Here is a 15,270-nt window from a genome sequence, read left to right on the forward strand (position 1 = left end):
CAGAAGAAATGGTGAGAGACGGAGGAGGAGCCGGGGCGTGCCTCAGGCGTTCAGAATGTCCTGGCGGCCGAACCGGAGGAAGGCCGCGGCCAGAAGCACCACGGTCCAGGCGAGGAGGATCGCGACGCCTTGGGCGAGCGTGACCGGCGAGCCGACGGTGAAGGCGGTGCCACCGGCGAGATCGCCATACAGGCTGAGGTGGGTGGTGAAAAGCAGCTTCACCCAGGATTGGCCGCGCGCCATGGCGGCGACCACGAAGCCGATGATGATGGAACCCATGGCCGCCGACGTGCTGACCATCGCGGACGGAAAGAGGACGGAGCAGGTGAAGGCGATGGAGGCCACCGCCATCATGGCGCCTGCCACGAGCGCGCTCTGCAGCACAAACGCCTGCCACATTGGCCAGACCACGGCGTGATCGTACAAGACGACGGGCGTGGATTGAAGGGCGCCCGGCTGCGTGAAGAATCGCACGTAGACGTTCAGCCACTCGGGCTGCATCGCGCCCTGCGGGCCGTCGATGGCCAGGGCGACGCCCAAAAACGCGAAACAGAGCAGAAAGGACAGCGCGGCGGACGACGCGACGGAGACGAGCCATTTGCCAAGCAGCAGCGTGCGCCGGCGCACGGGCCGCACCACCAGCAGCTTGATGGTCCCCTGGGTCATCTCGCCGGCCACCATGTCGCCGACGAGGATCACGACGAGCAGCGGGATGAACGTCTTGGTAGCAGCACCCACAAACTGGCTCGTCTCTGCCCAGCCGTTCAACAGGTTGGGCGAAAGCGGCGCGACGTCATACGCCAGGCGATAACGGTCCTCCTGTACGCGCTGCTTTAGGGCTGCCAGCGTCTGGGCCGCGCCGGCCGAGGTGGGGGACTGGCGTTCGAGCAGATTGAGCTGCGCCTCCGCGGCTGCAAGCTCGGCCTTGGCGTTCGCCTGCCAGTCGGCGGATGCCGCCGCCTGGGTCGGCAGGCGGCTGTAGATTTGTTTTTCGTGATGCTCCCCGAGCGCAAACATCCCCACGAGGCATAGGGCGAGCGCCACCACGACGGCGAGCCGCCTGCGGCGCACGAGCTTCATCCATTCGTTTTGCACCACGCGCCAGAGCGTCATGGCGTATCCCCTCCCGACTCTGCGCCTGTGAGCGCGAGAAACGATTGCTCCAGTCCCCCGGTGCGCGCCGCTTCGTAGACGTCGAATCCGGCCCCGACGAGATCGCGAAGGAGCTTCGCGACGCGCGCGTCGTCGAGGTCGCCGACGACCAGCCTGCCGTCCTTTCCTTCGACTTCAAACCCGCGCGCCCGGAGCCACGCGGTCGCCTCGTCCCACCGAGACACGCGCAGGAGCAAGGAGCCTGCCCCTGCGCGAAGCTCCGCCACGCTCGCCTCGGCGATGACGCTGCCCTGTTGCAGCACAGCGACGCGATCGCACATCTGCTCGACCTCCGAGAGCAGGTGGCTGGAGACGAAGACGGCCAAGCCTTCGGCGGCGAGGGCGCGGATGAGCTCGCGGAACTCGCGGATGCCGGCCGGATCGAGCCCGTTCGTGGGCTCGTCGAGCACGAGCAGCTTGGGATCGGCAATCAGGGCCTGCGCGACGCCGAGGCGCTGCCGCATGCCGAGCGAATACCGCTTGACCTTGTCATCGATTCGGTCTTCCAGCCCGACGCGTTTGGCCACGCGCTCGATGCGCTCTTCGATACGATCTACGCCTGAAAGCCGGGCGTAGTGGAGCAGGTTCTGGCGGCCGGTCAGATACCCGTACATTTCGGGATTTTCGACGATGGCGCCGAGGTATCGCTTTGCACTGACGGGATCGCGCTCGACGTCGTGGCCGCACACGTGAATGGCGCCGCGCGTGGGCCGGATCAGGCCGACGATCATGCGGATGGTCGTGGTCTTGCCAGCGCCGTTCGGCCCGAGAAAGCCGTACACTTCGCCCGTGCGCACGCTCATATTCAGCTGGCGGACGATCTCGCGGCGCCCGATGCGTTTGGTGACGTCAAACAGCTGCAACACGTTCACGTATCCCACCTCCTCTTTCGGTACACGCCCGCGCGATCCAAGGCGGCGAAGATTGCGCCGGATCCCACGAGCCAGACGCACACCGCTTCGATCGCGGCCGCCTTGCCCTGGCCGAGATTGACCGCGTGATCGATCCACGTGGCCAGGATGAACCCTGCGAGCAGTGAGATGCCAAGGGCCAGCAGGCGACGGTAGGCGCCAAACGGAAACGTTTCCTCCACCAGTTCCAGCGGCAGGCGTTCGAACAGCCGGGCTCCGAGCACCAGCCAGCAGGCGATCCACGCAACGAACCACAGCGCGTACGCCGCCAGGGACGCATCCGTGACCGTGTCGAGCAGCGTCAGAGGCGAAAGCTGGATCACATCGCTGTACAGATGCATGGATGGCATCGCCGCCCACTTGGCATCTACGTAATGGATGAGCGTGCCCACGTACATCGGAAAACCTGCGACACCGAGGGCGCAAACGTACGCCAACGCGACGCTCGTGATGGTCGCACCTGCCGCTACACCCAGGCTCCAGGCCGCGAGGTAGACGAGGAGCCGCTTCAGGAGCACGTGAACGAGCAGCGTCGGACTCGCCGGCATGCCGGCGATGGCGTCGAGGGCGCACAAGTAGAGCACCACCAACAGTTGACTCGCCACGAGCGCACCTCCTGTGAGACACGCGTGGATGGCGTACACGTCCTTCCGCCGGATAGGTCCGGCGAGAAGGCTCAGGATGTATCCGCGGCGCATGACGAGTCCGAGCGAGAGCACGCCTAACAACATGGTCCAGAAGATGCCGAGGTCCAGCTGATACGCGGGTTGGCCGAGCGCGGTGCGCTCGAGATTTTGGCGCAACAGGCTCATCGAGTCGGGACTCAGAAACGGAAGAAGCCAGTTTCGCGCCAGGACCAACGGCGTGGCGATGAGCCACCCGTTCAAGGAACGCCACGCGTACCACCAAACGGCGCTACGCGGTCCCATCCATGTCACGCGCGTATCCCTCCTTTCGCATGAGCCAGCGGAACCACTCCTCGAGCGGCAGGCGTTCCTGCACCACGGCGGGCTCGGCGCCGGCGTCGCGCAACTTCGCCATGAGATGTGGGAGGGCGTTTCGCTCCACCATGGCGCTCCATCGGTCTCCGCTATCCCGCTCCCAGGTGAGCGCACATCCTCCAGCGTCGAGTGCCTGCTTGCCCTCTGGCCGCACCGAGATTTTGACGAACCGCTCCTTCGCGTCTTCCAGTTGGCCCGACCAAATGGACCGCCCTTTGAACATCACCGTGGCGCTGTCCGCCAGCCGCTCCATGGCGTCGAGATCGTGCGTGGCCACAAGAATCGTGGTGCCCGCGTCGGCTGCCTCGCAGAGCAGCCACTGCCAGATCTGCCTTTGCACGACCGGATCGAGTCCCGTGGTCGGTTCGTCGAGCAGGAGGAGGCGCGGCCGCATGGCGAGCGCGAGGGCGAGTTTGGCCTGCATGCGCATTCCCAGGGAAAAGCGGCGGATGCGCTCGTCCGTCGGCAGTTCGAGGCTTCTCACCAGCCCGCGAAACCGATGAGCGTCAAAGCGGGGGTACACGCGCGCCGCATACCGAACCCAGTCGCTCAGATGGAAGCGCGTGGGCAGCGAGACGACCGGGTCCACAAGGGCCACCTCCGCGCGCCACTCCGGCTGGTCCCAGGGGTCGATGCGAGAGCCGTTCCAAACGATTTCCCCTTCGTCCGGCCTGTACAGCCCCGCAATGACGCGCAGAAGCGTGGTCTTGCCGGACCCGTTGGCGCCCAAGACCGCGTGGACAGAGCCCTCGCCCGCCGAGAGCGTGGCGGCCGAAAGTGCCGTATTCTTCCCGATGCGCTTGGACAAATCGCGGACCGAGAGGACGGCCTCCATTCACATCTCCTCCTTTCCTTCGGCTCCGCGCGCGGCGTCACGCGCCTGGTGAAACATCTCCTCGAAGGCGTCTTCCGCGAGGCCCAGGTGGTAGGCTTCAATCCACGCGAGCCGCAGGGTGTCGCGGAGTTTTTCGATTCGCTCCTCGACGTCCGGCGGCGGCTTCTGCCCCGGGTTCGCCACGAACGTGCCTCGGCCTCGGACGACCTCGATCACGCGGCTTCGCTCGAGTTCCTGATACGCCTTCGCGACCGTGTTGTGGTTGATGGCGAGGGAGACGGCGAGATCGCGCACGGAGGGCAGGCGATCACCGGGCTTCAGCCAGCCAGCCGCCACCGCCGCCTTGATGCCGTCCACAATCTGCTGATAGACCGGCGTGGGAGACCGAGGATCCACCTGAAGCCACACGGCCATCACCCCCTCTTTCCGGGCGTTCGTGGAGCCTGCACTGTGTTCCGTGTGTACTAGTTCATATAGGACACTTACATCCTACGCGGGCTGGATGGAGATGTCAAGCGGCCGACCAGGCGGCCTCGGCCGACTTCACACGTCCCGCTTTCTCCGCGCGATCTCGTAGACCATGCCGTCGTGCGCGAGCAGGGTGTTGGGAAAAACGGCTCGGGCCTCCGCGAGGATCTCGTCCTCCTCCGCCCGCTCGTAACGGGCGCTCACGTGCGTGAGGATGAGACACTTGGCCTCTGCCTCCCGCGCGATCTCGGCCGCCTGGCGCGCCGTGCTGTGGAAGAAGGCCGAGGCGAGATGCGCGTGCCGGTCCAGGAACGTGGCTTCGTGCACGAGGCAGTCGGCGCCGCGCGCCAGTTCCACCGCGGCCTTGCACGGCCTCGTGTCGCCGAGGATGGCGATGACGCGCCCGGGTTCGGCTGGATCGACGAAATCGGCCGCGCGCAGCCGCCGTCCATCAGGAAGGGTCACGTCTTCGCCCGCCTTGAGCTGCGACCAGAGGGGGCTCGGCTGAAGTCCCTCCGCGCGGAGCCGATCCGCGTGAAGGCGGCCTGGGAACGGCGCTTCTTCAACGCGGTAGCCGTAAGAAGGAATGGCGTGATCGAGGAGCGCTGCGCGCACGGTGTACAGCCCTTCGCGGACGGGCGCTGGTTCGGGGGACGTCCACTCGTGAAATTGGATCTCGTAGCTGAGGTGCGTCTGACTCCCATCGAGGGTGGCCCGGACGAACGCCCGGATACCGGGTGGGCCGTACAGGCGCAGCGGTCCCACGTTCTCTGGGAAGGATCGCGTGCTGAGGAGGCCAGGAAGGCCGAAGATGTGATCGCCGTGGAGGTGCGTGATGAAGACGCGATCGACCCGGTTGGGGCCGAATGGCGCGTCGAACATGCGGTGCTGGGTCGCTTCGCCGCAGTCGAACAGCCACACGGTGCTGTCGTCGCGGGTCAGGCGAAGCGCGATGGCGGTCACGTTGCGGCGCCGGGAAGGGGCCCCGGCGCCCGTGCCGAGAAAGATGAGCTCCATACCGTTCATCCTCTGCCGCGTCAGTGGGCCACGTACTGGATGTGGCGCAGATGGTTTCGTCCCATCCACAGTACCATGATCGCCACGGCGACGCCTAGGCATCCGATGAAAAACGGCATGGCGGGTCCGACCGCATCGCTGAGCTTCCCCGCGAGCCAGGGGGCAACCGCGCCGCCCACGAAGCGGACGAAGCTGTATGCGGCGGATGCGGTGGGCCGCTCGACGGGAGCCGCCTGCATGACCGCGGTCGTGATGACCGTGTTGTTGACGCCGAGGAAGGCGCCGGCGAGGATGATGCAGATGACGAGTGTCAGCCGCGAGTGCACGCTGAGGCCCATGACCAAGAGGTCCAGCGCGAACAGCGCGAGCATGGTGTACATCACCGGCAGGATGCCGAACTTCTCTGCCAGCCACGGAGCGACGAAGACCGACGTGAAGGCGAGCAGGATACCCCATCCGAAATACGTGTAGCCAATGCCGATGGCGGACATGTGCAGCGGATACGGGCCGTAGCCGAGCAGCGTGAAGAAGCCGAAGTTGTAAAACAGGCTCGTCAGGCCGAGCGTCAGCAGGCTGAGATGCCCGAGCGCTCGAAACGGCGCCGTGATGGACGCGCGGTGCGCGGGCTTTGGCACGCCGCGGAGAAAGAGCAGCACGGCGACAAATCCGATGGCCATGAGCGTCGCCACGCCGTAGAACGGATAGCGCCAGCTGTGCTCGCCGAGCGTGCCGCCGAGGAGCGGCCCGACGGAAATGCCGAGCCCGAGGGCGGCCTCGTACAGGATGATGGCGCTCGCTGCCGTGCCTCTTGCGGCCGACACGATGACGGAGAGCGCCGTCGCGATAAACATGGCATTGCCGAGCCCCCACCCTCCGCGGAAGCCGACAATTTGGCCGACGCTGTGCGATCGGCCGGCGAGGAAGGAGAACACGATGATGAGCGCGAGGCCGGAGAGCAGGGTGTACTTCGGGCCGATGCGAGTCGAAATGAAACCGGTGAACACCATCATGCACCCGGTGACAAGCATATAGCTCGTAAATAAGAGTTCCGTCTGAGCCTTCGTGGCGTGGAGTTGCGCCGAGATCGCGGGTAAAATTGGATCAACCAATCCAAGCCCCATGAAGGCGACCACGCAGGCAAACGCGACCGCCCAGACGGGCGCGGGTTGGCGCAGGATGTTCGACTCGGCGTGATCGAACTCTTGTGCGACATCGGGTTGCGCGGACACGAAAAGTTCCTCCTTCCGTCGGATACCAAGTGCCAACTACCAGTCCCGAATTGTTCAGGGACACGAGAAATGAAGTCTACACAACTATTGTATTATACAACTATCACGCTGAAAATGCACCCAAAGGAGGCCGACATGGATCAGGCCAACATGGACTCGTTCGAAGCGCTGGAGCGCGAGATGGCCATCTTCGCGCGCCGGCTCGAGGGCGCGCGCCAGTCGTGGCGCAAGCATCGGGAGATCGACCGCTCGGCGTATCTGATTCTGCTCGCGCTGCGCGAGGAGGGGGAGCTCACCGCCGGGCAGCTCGCCGCGCGGTTTTTGCTCGACATTTCGACTATCAGCCGGCAGATTACGCCCCTCGTTGAGGCGGGTTGGATTGCCAAGGAGCGAGATGAGGACGACAAGCGTCAGCTTCGCCTGTCCATCACCGAGGCGGGGGTGGAGGCGCTCGAGGCCACGCGCGCATCCCGCATCGAGCTGTATCGAGAGCTTGTGGGGGATTGGACAGAAGAGGAGCGAAGGACGTTCCTTGGCCTTTTGCGCCGTCTCAACGAGCGAATTCGCGCGAGGCAGCAGGCGGAGCGCACATGAGCGTGGTCAGTGTCGTGAGCGTCGTGGTGGCGGTGGTGCTCCTCTCGGGCGTCTTCATCGCGAGCGCCCACAGCCGGATAGGTCTCCCGGCGATGGTGGGCTTCGTCGCGCTCGGCTGCGCCATCGCCGCGCTCGATCCGGATCTGCTCACCGCCATTTCCCCGGGTGTGGCAACGAACATCAGTTCGTTTGCGCTCGCGATGATTCTCTTCGACGGAGGGCTGCACACGACGCCCCAGCGCGTTCGCCGGGCGTTCTGGCCGGCCATGTCCTTGGCCACGCTCGGCGTCCTCGCGCAGAGCGCCATCATGACCGCGTTGGCGCATGCGGTTCTGCGCCTGCCGTGGCTCTCGTCGGCGATGCTCGGCGTGGCCGCGAGTTCCACGGATGCCGCGAGCGTGTTCAGCGCGCTCGGCAACACGTCCCTCAAGGCGCGGTTGGCCGACGTGCTCGAGGTGGAGTCGGGCACCAACGATCCGATGACGTTCTTTTTAATGACGGTCCTCATCGATCTCGCCCGCGCAGGTGGGCATGGGCTGCATCCGCTCGAGGTGGCCGCTCTCTTCGTGGCGCAGATGGGCATCGGGCTCGGCGTGGGACTCGCCGCCGGGTATCTCGGCCGGAAGCTTCTCGCCGCGGCGCGGCTCGACACACCGGGCCTCTATCCTGCCGTGACGTTGGGGATGGCGCTCCTGTCGTTCGGCGTCGCGCAGTTGTTGTCCGGAAGCGGTTTTCTCGCCGTCTACCTGACCGGCGTCGCCATGGCGGGCGCGCGCATGAGCGAGCGCGTGGCGGTGCTCCGCTTCCACGAAGGGCTTGCCTGGATTGTGCAGATTGTGATGTTCGTCGTACTCGGATTTTTCCTTGTGCCGCGCGATTTTGCCGACGTGGCTGTGCCTGGGCTTCTCCTCGCCTGCGGCGCCATCTTTGTGGCCCGCCCGGCCGCCGTGTGGCTGTCGACGCTGTTCTTCAGGATGAGCGCAGAGGAGCGCTGGTTCATCGCCTGGGCCGGGCTCCGCGGCGCGGCGCCCATCGTCCTCATCTTGTTTGCCGTCGAGGCGCACGTGCAGGGATATATCGCGCTCGTGGAGGTCGTGTTTTTCGTCGTGCTCGTCTCCGCACTCGTCCAGGGGATGACGGTCGAGTGGCTCGCCGAGAAATTCGAGCTCGTCCAGGCGACGCCGCCTGAGTCGATGTGCGAACTGCTCGCCATCGCGCGCGAAGCTGCGGTGATGGTTCCCATCGAGGTGGTGCCGGGATCGCCCAGTGCGGGGAAAAGGCTGCGCGATCTCGCCTTTCCGCCCGACACGCTCTGCTACGCGGTGGTGCGCGGCGGCAAGGCCATCGTCCCGCGCGGAAGCACGCGCATCCGAGCAGGCGATCACCTGCTCGTCCTCGCCCACGAAGGCGCCGTCGGCGAGATCGAGCGGTTGTTTCACGAGGACCAGGTGGGGCATGCGGAGGCGCTGCCGTGAGGGCTGCATGTGGGCGATGACGCGCTGACCTGCGGGTTACGGGCGCTCTTCGCCGCACGGCTTTTCGTCTTCCTCGGCTTCAGGGGATCTGAAGCCGGGTAGTTCTTCGGCCATCTCGAGCAGGACGTCGTCATCCTCCTCGTCGTCAAAGTGGGGTCGAAACCATAACGGTTTAGTGCGAACCCGCATTGCACGTCCCTCGCCTTCTGCCTGCGGGTCGATGGATATCCCCATGATAACGCATTCGGGCGCCGCGCGCATTCCGCGCATCACCGGCGTGTGACATTTGTCACATCCCGCCGATGACGAGACTCACTGGTCGCCGAATCTTGGACCAGGTAGGATGAACATCAGTATAGATCCTGGAGGCGATCTCCGTTGGTGTCAGCCGCCATTTCGGTGGAGCACGTGTCGAAACGGTTTGGAGCGGTTCACGCGGTGGACGACGTCACGTTCGATGTCGAACCCGGCACCATCGTGGCCCTGCTTGGGCCGAACGGGGCCGGCAAGACCACGCTCATCTCCATGATTCTCGGGCTCTCCCAGCCGACCCATGGTTCGGTGCGGGTCTTTGGCCACCGCCCGCGCGATCGCGCCGCGCGAGAGCGGCTCGGGGTGATGTTGCAGCACGTGACCCTGCCGCAGAGCGTGAAGGTGAAGGAGCTTTTGGCGTGGTTCCGCAGCTTCTACCCGCATCCGTTGCCGACGGACCATCTGCTTCAGATGGCCGGGATCGAGCATCTCGCGGAGCGGGAGGCCGTGAGACTGTCCGGCGGCGAGCAGCGGCGGCTCCAGTTCGCCCTCGCCATGGCGGGCGATCCGGCGCTGCTCGTGCTGGACGAGCCGACGACGGGCATGGACGTCGAGTCGCGGCGCGCGTTCTGGAACAGCCTGCGAAGCTTCGTGCACGACGGCCGGCGCACGCTTCTTTTGACCACGCATCACTTGGAGGAGGCCGAGTCCGTCGCCGATCGCGTCATCTTGCTCAAGGGCGGCCGGGTGATCGCGGACGGGAGCCTTTCCAAGATCAAGGCCCAGGCCGGGAATCGGTACGTGAGCTTTATCGCGGGGCCGCGGTGCACGAAGGAAGAGATCGAACAGCTTCCGTACGTCCGGAGCGTGCGGTACAGCGGACGCCACGTGCGAATTCAGACAGACCGCCCGGACGACGTGCTTCGCGCCATCATCCTGCGCGATCTCGACGCCTCGTCGTTTGAAGTCTCGCAGGGCGCGCTGGAGGATGCGTTCGTCGCGCTGACGGAGTTGGATGACCGTCTCGAGGAGAGGGGCGTGACCCGATGAATTCGTGGCTTCTGGAGTGGCGCATCGAGGTCCTTCGGAACGTGCGCAATCGCCGATTTTTCATCTTCACCCTTCTGTTTCCTGTAGGATTCTACCTCTTGTACGTGAATCTGTACGGCCGGCACGCGCAGGTGGGTGGGATGGAGTGGTCGAAGTATTTTCTCATCTCCATGTCCGTGTTTGGCGTCGTGGGCACGGGGTTGAACGGCAACGCGGTGCGGGTGGCCATCGAGCGGACGCAGGGATGGACGAGCTGGATGCTGACGACGCCTCGCCCGGCCGCCCAGGCGGTGACGACGAAGATTGCGGCCAACGTGGTGGTGAACGCCATCGCCATCGGCATCATGTTCTTGGTCGGAGCGTTGGTCGAACACGTGCAGATGCCCGCCGGGGAGTGGCTGGCGTGCGGCGCGGCGACGGTGTTCGGCGCGCTCGTGTTCACGGCGCTCGGCATTTTGAGCGGGCACGTGGGCGGGCGGGAAGCCGCGCAGATTCTCGCGAGCATCGTGTATTTCCTGATTTCCATCGCGGGCGGGCTGTGGATTCCGATTCAGGTCCTGCCGCCGTTTTTCCAGCATCTTGCGCTCTGGATGCCGACCTACCGGCTGGCGGATATCGCCTGGTCCCTCATCGGTCAGCGCTCCATCCCGTGGAGCGACTTCGCGGTTCTGCTCGCATACTTCGTGGTCTTTGTGTCCCTGGCGGCGTGGGTGTCGACGCGGCCGCGGGAGGTTCGGACGGTCGCCTGACGCAAGCTTGGGCCGCAAGATCGGGAGGCTGTCGACATGAGGCGGAAACTCCGCCGCGGCGCCATCGAGACGATGATCTTCTTTCTGCTCCAACTGGTGTATCCCGCGTCTTTTCTGTTCGGGCTTCCGGTGCGGGCCATGGCGGCTGGCATGGGGAGCCTGGCCGCCTTTGGAGCGCTTTACGCCGTGGCCTTTCTCACAACTCGCAACAGTCCTTGGCGGATGGCGGCGTTCTTCGGGCAGTTGGCCATCCTCTTGACCCTGATGGCGGCATTCAGCCTGAACTACGTGTACCTTCTCTTCTATCCCGTGGCCACCGTCATCTACGGGCCACTTCGGCGCACCATGGCGCTCTTCGCCGTGCTGTGCGCGAGCGTCGGCGCGCTCGTGGCCGTCGAGCGGGCCCATCACGTCCCGTTCCCGCAGGGTTTCCATTACCTCTTGGTCGGCGCGCTGTTCGGCGGGGGCATCCTCATCTACATGATGCGCGCCTGGACGGCGCTCGAGCAGACCAACGCGCGGCTTCAGGCGGCGCAGAGCGAGATTGCGCGGCTCAGCCAGGCCGAGGAACGGGCGCGTATCGGCCGCGATCTGCACGATCTCCTGGGTCATCAACTGTCGCTCATTACGCTGAAGGCGCAGGTGGCCGGGCGCATCCTGGAGCGCACCGGGGACGTGCGGCGAGCGCGCGACGAGATCGAACAGATTGAGCGGGTGAGCCGCGCGACGCTTGAATCGGTGCGCGCGTACGTGGCCGACATGCGCGCGACGGACTGGCAGGACGCCTGGCGCGCTGCGGAAGAGGTGCTCGCGGCCGCAGGCATCGAGGCGCGGATGGCGTGCGAGATCGACACGCTGCCGAAAGAGGTGGAGCATGCGTACGCCATGTGCCTGCGCGAGGCGGTGACGAACGTCGTCCGACACAGCGGCGCCAGGCGATGCGCGGTCCGCCTCTGGCGGGACGGACCGCTCGTGGTGCTCGCCGTCGCGGACGACGGCGAGGGGGCGGCGGAACCAGCGACGATCCCGGCTTGCGGCGGAAGCGGGATCTCCGGCATGCGCGCCCGGATGGCGCAAATCGGTGGGGAGTGCGAGCGGTTGGGGCGGGAAGACTGGCGCCGACGAGCCCTCGGATGGCCCGAGTTCGAGCCGGGGTGGGTCGTGGTGCTGAAGGCCCCCGTTCCCATCGAGTGACGGGAGGGTCTGCCGTGATACGCGTGTTGTTGGCAGAAGATCAAGGTCTGGTCTCCGATGCGCTTGCGACGCTCCTCGCCCTGGAGGGCGACTTTGACGTGGTCGCCACCGCGGGCGATGGCGAGGAGGCGGTGGTCAAAGCTGTCGCCTTGCGGCCGGATCTCGCGCTGTTGGATATCGAGATGCCGAAAATGAGCGGGCTCGACGCCGCGGCGCGCATCTTGAGGGACGTGCCCGGCGTGCGCGTGGTTCTACTCACCACGTTCGCGCGGCCTGGCTACCTCAGGCGCGCCCTGCAGGCCGGGGTGCACGGCTATCTGTTGAAGGACGGCAAAGTTGAGCAGCTGGCGGCTCACCTGCGTTCCATCATGACGGGCCAGCGCGTGTTCGATCCCGCCCTGATGATGGCGGCCATGGAGACGGACAACCCGCTGTCCGCGCGCGAGATCGACGTCCTGCGGCTCGCCAAGCGCGGGCTCACCACGCGGCAGATGGCCAAGGAACTGTTTCTCTCCGAGGGCACGGTCCGCAATTACCTTTCTGGCGCCTTGGCCAAGCTGGGGTGCGCCACACGCCAGGAGGCCATCCGCAAGGCGGATGACATGGGGTGGCTGTGATCCGCCGCCGTGATCGCCCGGATGGAAACGCGTACAATGGACGTGACCACGATGGGAAGGGGAGTGTCGATGCGGCTCGCGTTTTTCTCGGACGTGCACGGAAACGAGCTGGCGCTCGATGCGGTCATCGCCGATCTGCGGCAAGTGGGATGCGATGGCGTCTATGTGCTCGGCGATCTTGCGTTTCGGGGATATGCGCCGAAGGCGTGCGTGGAGAAGGTCGCCGAGGTGGCGGACAAGGTCATCCGCGGCAACGCCGACGAATGGGTGGTGCGCGGGGTGCGGCCCGGCGAGGTGCCGGACGAGCGGCGCGCCGGCATGGACGAGGAGGCAGCGTTCGCAAGGGGGTTGCTCGCGCGAGAGGAACTCGAATACCTCGCCAACTTGCCGCTGCTGCTCCAGGAGGAGTCGCCGTTTGGGCGCTGGCTCGCCTTTCACGCCACGCCGCTCGATCCGTTTCCGGTGGTCGCGGCGGACGCGCCAGATGACGACATCGAGTCGCGTATCGTCGCGGGGCAGGACGCGCGGCTGTACCTGTACGGTCACATTCACGTGCCGTATGTCCGCGATATCCGTGGGAGAACGGTCGTCAACCTCGGCAGCGTCGGCATGCCGTTCGACGGCGTGCCCCAGGCGTCGTACGTCATCCTGCACGTGGATGAGGACGTGTTCCGCGTGGAACATCGCCGGGTTCCCTACGACGTGGAGGCCGCGTGCAGGCGGTACGACGAGATCGGCTATCCGGCGGCCGAGATGATGAAGCGCGTGTTACGCACCGCGCGACCCGTCTGATTCGAGCTGGACGGCGAGCTCCGCGCCGGCCAGGCCTACGGCCTCCACGACGCGCTCCACGGCCTTGGCGTACTGCGCGCGATCCCAGCTGTTGTACGACGGGTGTGGAACGCCGTCGATCACGGCCCACTTGTCATCCGCCACGTCGGCCAGCGCGAAGAACTTCTGCGCAAACCGCCCACAGGGAACCAGGGTGATGGCGCGGCCCCGGTAGGCCTCAAGCTTTCTGCGCAAGTCGTTTGCAAGATAGGACTGAATGTCCTGTTGGCGCGGGTCGGCGAATGACCATTTCTGGTTCTGCGTGCGGACGGCATTCATCGCCTCGAACCAGTCGGCGTACCGAACCTGAATGTCGCGCGGATACGCAGCCGCCTGCAGGGGGATGTTGCAGACGTTGATGAGACCAATCGCGGAGAGGCGCGGCCGTTTCGCGCCCGTCTCCGCATTTTTCTTCACCATCCGGCCGAGCGGAACGTGGCCATATTCCGGGCCAAAGATGTGTCGCGACATGGTGGCCCCGGACGATCCCGCCACCGGCGCGCCGTGGCGGAGTTCCTGGATGTGCGGAGATTCCAGAATGAAAAGCACCGTGGACGTGTCGAACACGATGTCCGGCACTCGGTAGTCTTTGGAAAGGATATCCACGAGGTCTGCAAACGTCGTCACGAACTCCATTGAATATCCCGCCTTTGCAAGGGTTCAGGGACGCGTGCGCGCCATGGCGGTGCAGCAACGCGACACGTCCATTGTAACATGGTTTAAATTGCCTACCCACAAGCAATACTAGGTTGCGGGATTTGTGGCGCCGCGGCAGGAGGCGGGGGTCCAAGAGGCCCGCGCCTTATCGCCTAGAGCATGCTTTGCTTATTGAACGTTTTTCAAAATCGTCATATTGTCAAGCGCGCCGTTCCGCGAAATATGTCGGGCCAAGTGGTATCATCAACTTGGCGATGGAGCGCGCTGCGATGGCCCGCAGACTGCGATGCGTGCAATCTTTTCGGTCGGATGGTTTCGTTGTCGATCGTCGTCTGCAAACGGGGGGCGCCGCGGAAGTTTCGCAACAGACAGGACAGAAGGGAGACGAAAGCGACGATGAAGCCAAAAGGGCGTCGAGTGGGAGGACTGATTGCGCTCATTGGTTTTACGGTACTCGCACTCACGGGATGCGACAGCCCGACGTATTGGCCGGTTCTGAGCCCGCAGGGGCCAGTGGCTCGGAGCGAGTATTACCTCATCATTTATTCGTTCATCTTGATGCTGCTTGTCGTCCTGGCCGTGTTCATCCTGTTTTTCTGGGTGATCATCAAGTACCGGGCGCGGCCTGACAACGCGGATTACGTGCCTCCGGAGATCGAGGGCAACGCGAAGCTCGAGACCCTGTGGACCGTCATCCCGATTCTGGTCGTGATCGCGCTCGCGATTCCGACGGTCGCCGTGACGTACAAGCTGGTGTATCCGCCGAAGGTGGAGGCGGCGACAGCAAAGATTGTGGGCAAGTCCATCACCATCGACGTCATCTCCGAGCAGTGGAAGTGGGTGTTCAAGTACCCGGCTCAGAACATCGAGACGGTCAACTACGTGAACATCCCTGCGGGCGTCCCGGTGGACTTTGAGCTCACATCGAGCGGGCCCATGAACACGTTCTGGGTGCCTGCGCTCGGCGGCATGGAGTTCACGATGCCGAACATGAATCTGAAGCTTTGGCTCGAAGCCGACCACCCAGGCAGCTATCTCGGGCGCGGCGCGCAGTATTCCGGACGCGGTTTCGCGCACATGACGTTCACCGTCAACGCGCTCTCGCCGACGGACTTTGAGAACTGGGTCAAGAGCGTGCAGCAGACCGCGCCGAAGTTGACGAAGCAAGCCGAGGCGCAGATCAATCGACCGGGTCTCATCGGCAAGCTGACCTTCTCGTCGACGACGCCAGAGTAAGC

Annotated in this window: 16 protein-coding genes; 8 read left to right on the forward strand and 8 right to left on the reverse strand. The window is 65.0% G+C overall.

The genetic code is table 11. The features are described 5' to 3' along the window. Nucleotides 1-42: 42 nt before the first annotated feature. The 7 genes from AACI_RS03255 to AACI_RS03285 form a co-directional block, all read right to left on the reverse strand. Complete coding sequence (locus AACI_RS03255; protein WP_012810051.1) at nucleotides 43-1,113, reverse strand: ABC transporter permease subunit; 1,071 nt, start codon at nucleotides 1,111-1,113, stop codon at nucleotides 43-45. After that, complete coding sequence (locus tag AACI_RS03260; RefSeq protein WP_012810052.1) at nucleotides 1,110-2,024, reverse strand: ABC transporter ATP-binding protein; 915 nt, start codon at nucleotides 2,022-2,024, stop codon at nucleotides 1,110-1,112. Before AACI_RS03260 ends, AACI_RS03255 begins: the two co-directional genes overlap by 4 nt. Further along, nucleotides 2,021-2,992 (reverse strand): ABC transporter permease, encoded by a 972-nt coding sequence (locus tag AACI_RS03265; RefSeq protein WP_245530766.1) that lies wholly within the window; start codon nucleotides 2,990-2,992, stop codon nucleotides 2,021-2,023. The genes AACI_RS03260 and AACI_RS03265 overlap by 4 nt, the downstream gene beginning before the upstream one ends. Further along, on the reverse strand, nucleotides 2,979-3,899 hold the full coding sequence (locus AACI_RS03270) for an ABC transporter ATP-binding protein (protein ID WP_012810054.1): 921 nt from the start codon (nucleotides 3,897-3,899) through the stop codon (nucleotides 2,979-2,981). Before AACI_RS03270 ends, AACI_RS03265 begins: the two co-directional genes overlap by 14 nt. Further along, nucleotides 3,900-4,313, reverse strand: a complete 414-nt coding sequence (locus AACI_RS03275; protein ID WP_012810055.1) for a GntR family transcriptional regulator — start codon at nucleotides 4,311-4,313, stop codon at nucleotides 3,900-3,902. A gap of 129 nt (nucleotides 4,314-4,442) precedes the next feature. After that, nucleotides 4,443-5,384, reverse strand: coding sequence for a ribonuclease Z (rnz, locus tag AACI_RS03280; protein ID WP_012810056.1), 942 nt, complete (start codon nucleotides 5,382-5,384; stop codon nucleotides 4,443-4,445). 20 nt (nucleotides 5,385-5,404) lie between these two features. After that, nucleotides 5,405-6,613, reverse strand: a complete 1,209-nt coding sequence (locus AACI_RS03285; protein WP_012810057.1) for an MFS transporter — start codon at nucleotides 6,611-6,613, stop codon at nucleotides 5,405-5,407. Nucleotides 6,614-6,748: 135 nt separating this feature from the next. Here AACI_RS03285 and AACI_RS03290 point away from each other — a divergent pair, with 135 nt between their 5' ends. The 7 genes from AACI_RS03290 to AACI_RS03325 all read left to right on the forward strand — a co-directional run bounded on the left by AACI_RS03290 (nucleotide 6,749) and on the right by AACI_RS03325 (nucleotide 13,336). Next, a complete protein-coding gene (locus tag AACI_RS03290) occupies nucleotides 6,749-7,207 on the forward strand; it encodes a MarR family winged helix-turn-helix transcriptional regulator (protein WP_012810058.1) in 459 nt (152 codons plus the stop codon). Continuing rightward, the gene (locus AACI_RS03295; RefSeq protein ID WP_012810059.1) at nucleotides 7,204-8,682 is read left to right on the forward strand and encodes a potassium/proton antiporter; all 1,479 of its coding nucleotides are present in this window, start codon (nucleotides 7,204-7,206) and stop codon (nucleotides 8,680-8,682) included. Before AACI_RS03290 ends, AACI_RS03295 begins: the two co-directional genes overlap by 4 nt. Before the next feature lie 399 nt (nucleotides 8,683-9,081). Beyond that, nucleotides 9,082-9,984, forward strand: coding sequence for an ABC transporter ATP-binding protein (locus tag AACI_RS03305; RefSeq protein WP_245530691.1), 903 nt, complete (start codon nucleotides 9,082-9,084; stop codon nucleotides 9,982-9,984). After that, entirely contained in the window at nucleotides 9,981-10,733 is a 753-nt protein-coding gene (locus AACI_RS03310; RefSeq protein WP_012810062.1) for an ABC transporter permease, read from the forward strand. The genes AACI_RS03305 and AACI_RS03310 overlap by 4 nt, the downstream gene beginning before the upstream one ends. Before the next feature lie 36 nt (nucleotides 10,734-10,769). Then, nucleotides 10,770-11,927, forward strand: a complete 1,158-nt coding sequence (locus AACI_RS03315) for a sensor histidine kinase (protein ID WP_012810063.1) — start codon at nucleotides 10,770-10,772, stop codon at nucleotides 11,925-11,927. 14 nt (nucleotides 11,928-11,941) lie between these two features. Further along, nucleotides 11,942-12,544 carry a response regulator transcription factor gene (locus AACI_RS03320; RefSeq protein ID WP_012810064.1) on the forward strand — a complete coding sequence of 201 codons (603 nt, stop codon included), beginning with the start codon at nucleotides 11,942-11,944 and terminating at the stop codon, nucleotides 12,542-12,544. A gap of 51 nt (nucleotides 12,545-12,595) precedes the next feature. Beyond that, nucleotides 12,596-13,336 carry a metallophosphoesterase family protein gene (locus AACI_RS03325; protein WP_245530692.1) on the forward strand — a complete coding sequence of 247 codons (741 nt, stop codon included), beginning with the start codon at nucleotides 12,596-12,598 and terminating at the stop codon, nucleotides 13,334-13,336. On the opposite strand, the gene AACI_RS03330 is transcribed toward AACI_RS03325, so the two are convergent. After that, complete coding sequence (locus tag AACI_RS03330) at nucleotides 13,313-14,011, reverse strand: uracil-DNA glycosylase family protein (protein WP_012810066.1); 699 nt, start codon at nucleotides 14,009-14,011, stop codon at nucleotides 13,313-13,315. The two genes, AACI_RS03325 and AACI_RS03330, sit on opposite strands and share 24 nt — an antisense overlap. A gap of 417 nt (nucleotides 14,012-14,428) precedes the next feature. Here AACI_RS03330 and AACI_RS03335 point away from each other — a divergent pair, with 417 nt between their 5' ends. Then, the gene (locus AACI_RS03335) at nucleotides 14,429-15,268 is read left to right on the forward strand and encodes a cytochrome c oxidase subunit II (RefSeq protein WP_012810067.1); all 840 of its coding nucleotides are present in this window, start codon (nucleotides 14,429-14,431) and stop codon (nucleotides 15,266-15,268) included. Nucleotides 15,269-15,270 lie beyond the last annotated feature (2 nt).

The sequence above is a fragment of the Alicyclobacillus acidocaldarius subsp. acidocaldarius DSM 446 genome, assembly GCF_000024285.1.
Lineage (GTDB): Bacteria > Bacillota > Bacilli > Alicyclobacillales > Alicyclobacillaceae > Alicyclobacillus > Alicyclobacillus acidocaldarius.

Bases quoted from the DNA above. Each gene is read 5' to 3' on its own strand.
- AACI_RS03325 (WP_245530692.1), top strand. From the start codon at position 12,596: ATGGGAAGGGGAGTGTCGATGCGGCTCGCGTTTTTCTCGGACGTGCAC.
- AACI_RS03275 (WP_012810055.1), bottom strand. From the start codon at position 4,313: ATGGCCGTGTGGCTTCAGGTGGATCCTCGGTCTCCCACGCCGGTCTAT.
- AACI_RS03265 (WP_245530766.1), bottom strand. From the start codon at position 2,992: ATGGGACCGCGTAGCGCCGTTTGGTGGTACGCGTGGCGTTCCTTGAAC.
- rnz (WP_012810056.1), bottom strand. From the start codon at position 5,384: ATGGAGCTCATCTTTCTCGGCACGGGCGCCGGGGCCCCTTCCCGGCGC.
- AACI_RS03315 (WP_012810063.1), top strand. From the start codon at position 10,770: ATGAGGCGGAAACTCCGCCGCGGCGCCATCGAGACGATGATCTTCTTT.
- AACI_RS03255 (WP_012810051.1), bottom strand. From the start codon at position 1,113: ATGACGCTCTGGCGCGTGGTGCAAAACGAATGGATGAAGCTCGTGCGC.
- AACI_RS03335 (WP_012810067.1), top strand. From the start codon at position 14,429: ATGAAGCCAAAAGGGCGTCGAGTGGGAGGACTGATTGCGCTCATTGGT.
- AACI_RS03290 (WP_012810058.1), top strand. From the start codon at position 6,749: ATGGATCAGGCCAACATGGACTCGTTCGAAGCGCTGGAGCGCGAGATG.
- AACI_RS03270 (WP_012810054.1), bottom strand. From the start codon at position 3,899: ATGGAGGCCGTCCTCTCGGTCCGCGATTTGTCCAAGCGCATCGGGAAG.
- AACI_RS03330 (WP_012810066.1), bottom strand. From the start codon at position 14,011: ATGGAGTTCGTGACGACGTTTGCAGACCTCGTGGATATCCTTTCCAAA.
- AACI_RS03310 (WP_012810062.1), top strand. From the start codon at position 9,981: ATGAATTCGTGGCTTCTGGAGTGGCGCATCGAGGTCCTTCGGAACGTG.
- AACI_RS03295 (WP_012810059.1), top strand. From the start codon at position 7,204: ATGAGCGTGGTCAGTGTCGTGAGCGTCGTGGTGGCGGTGGTGCTCCTC.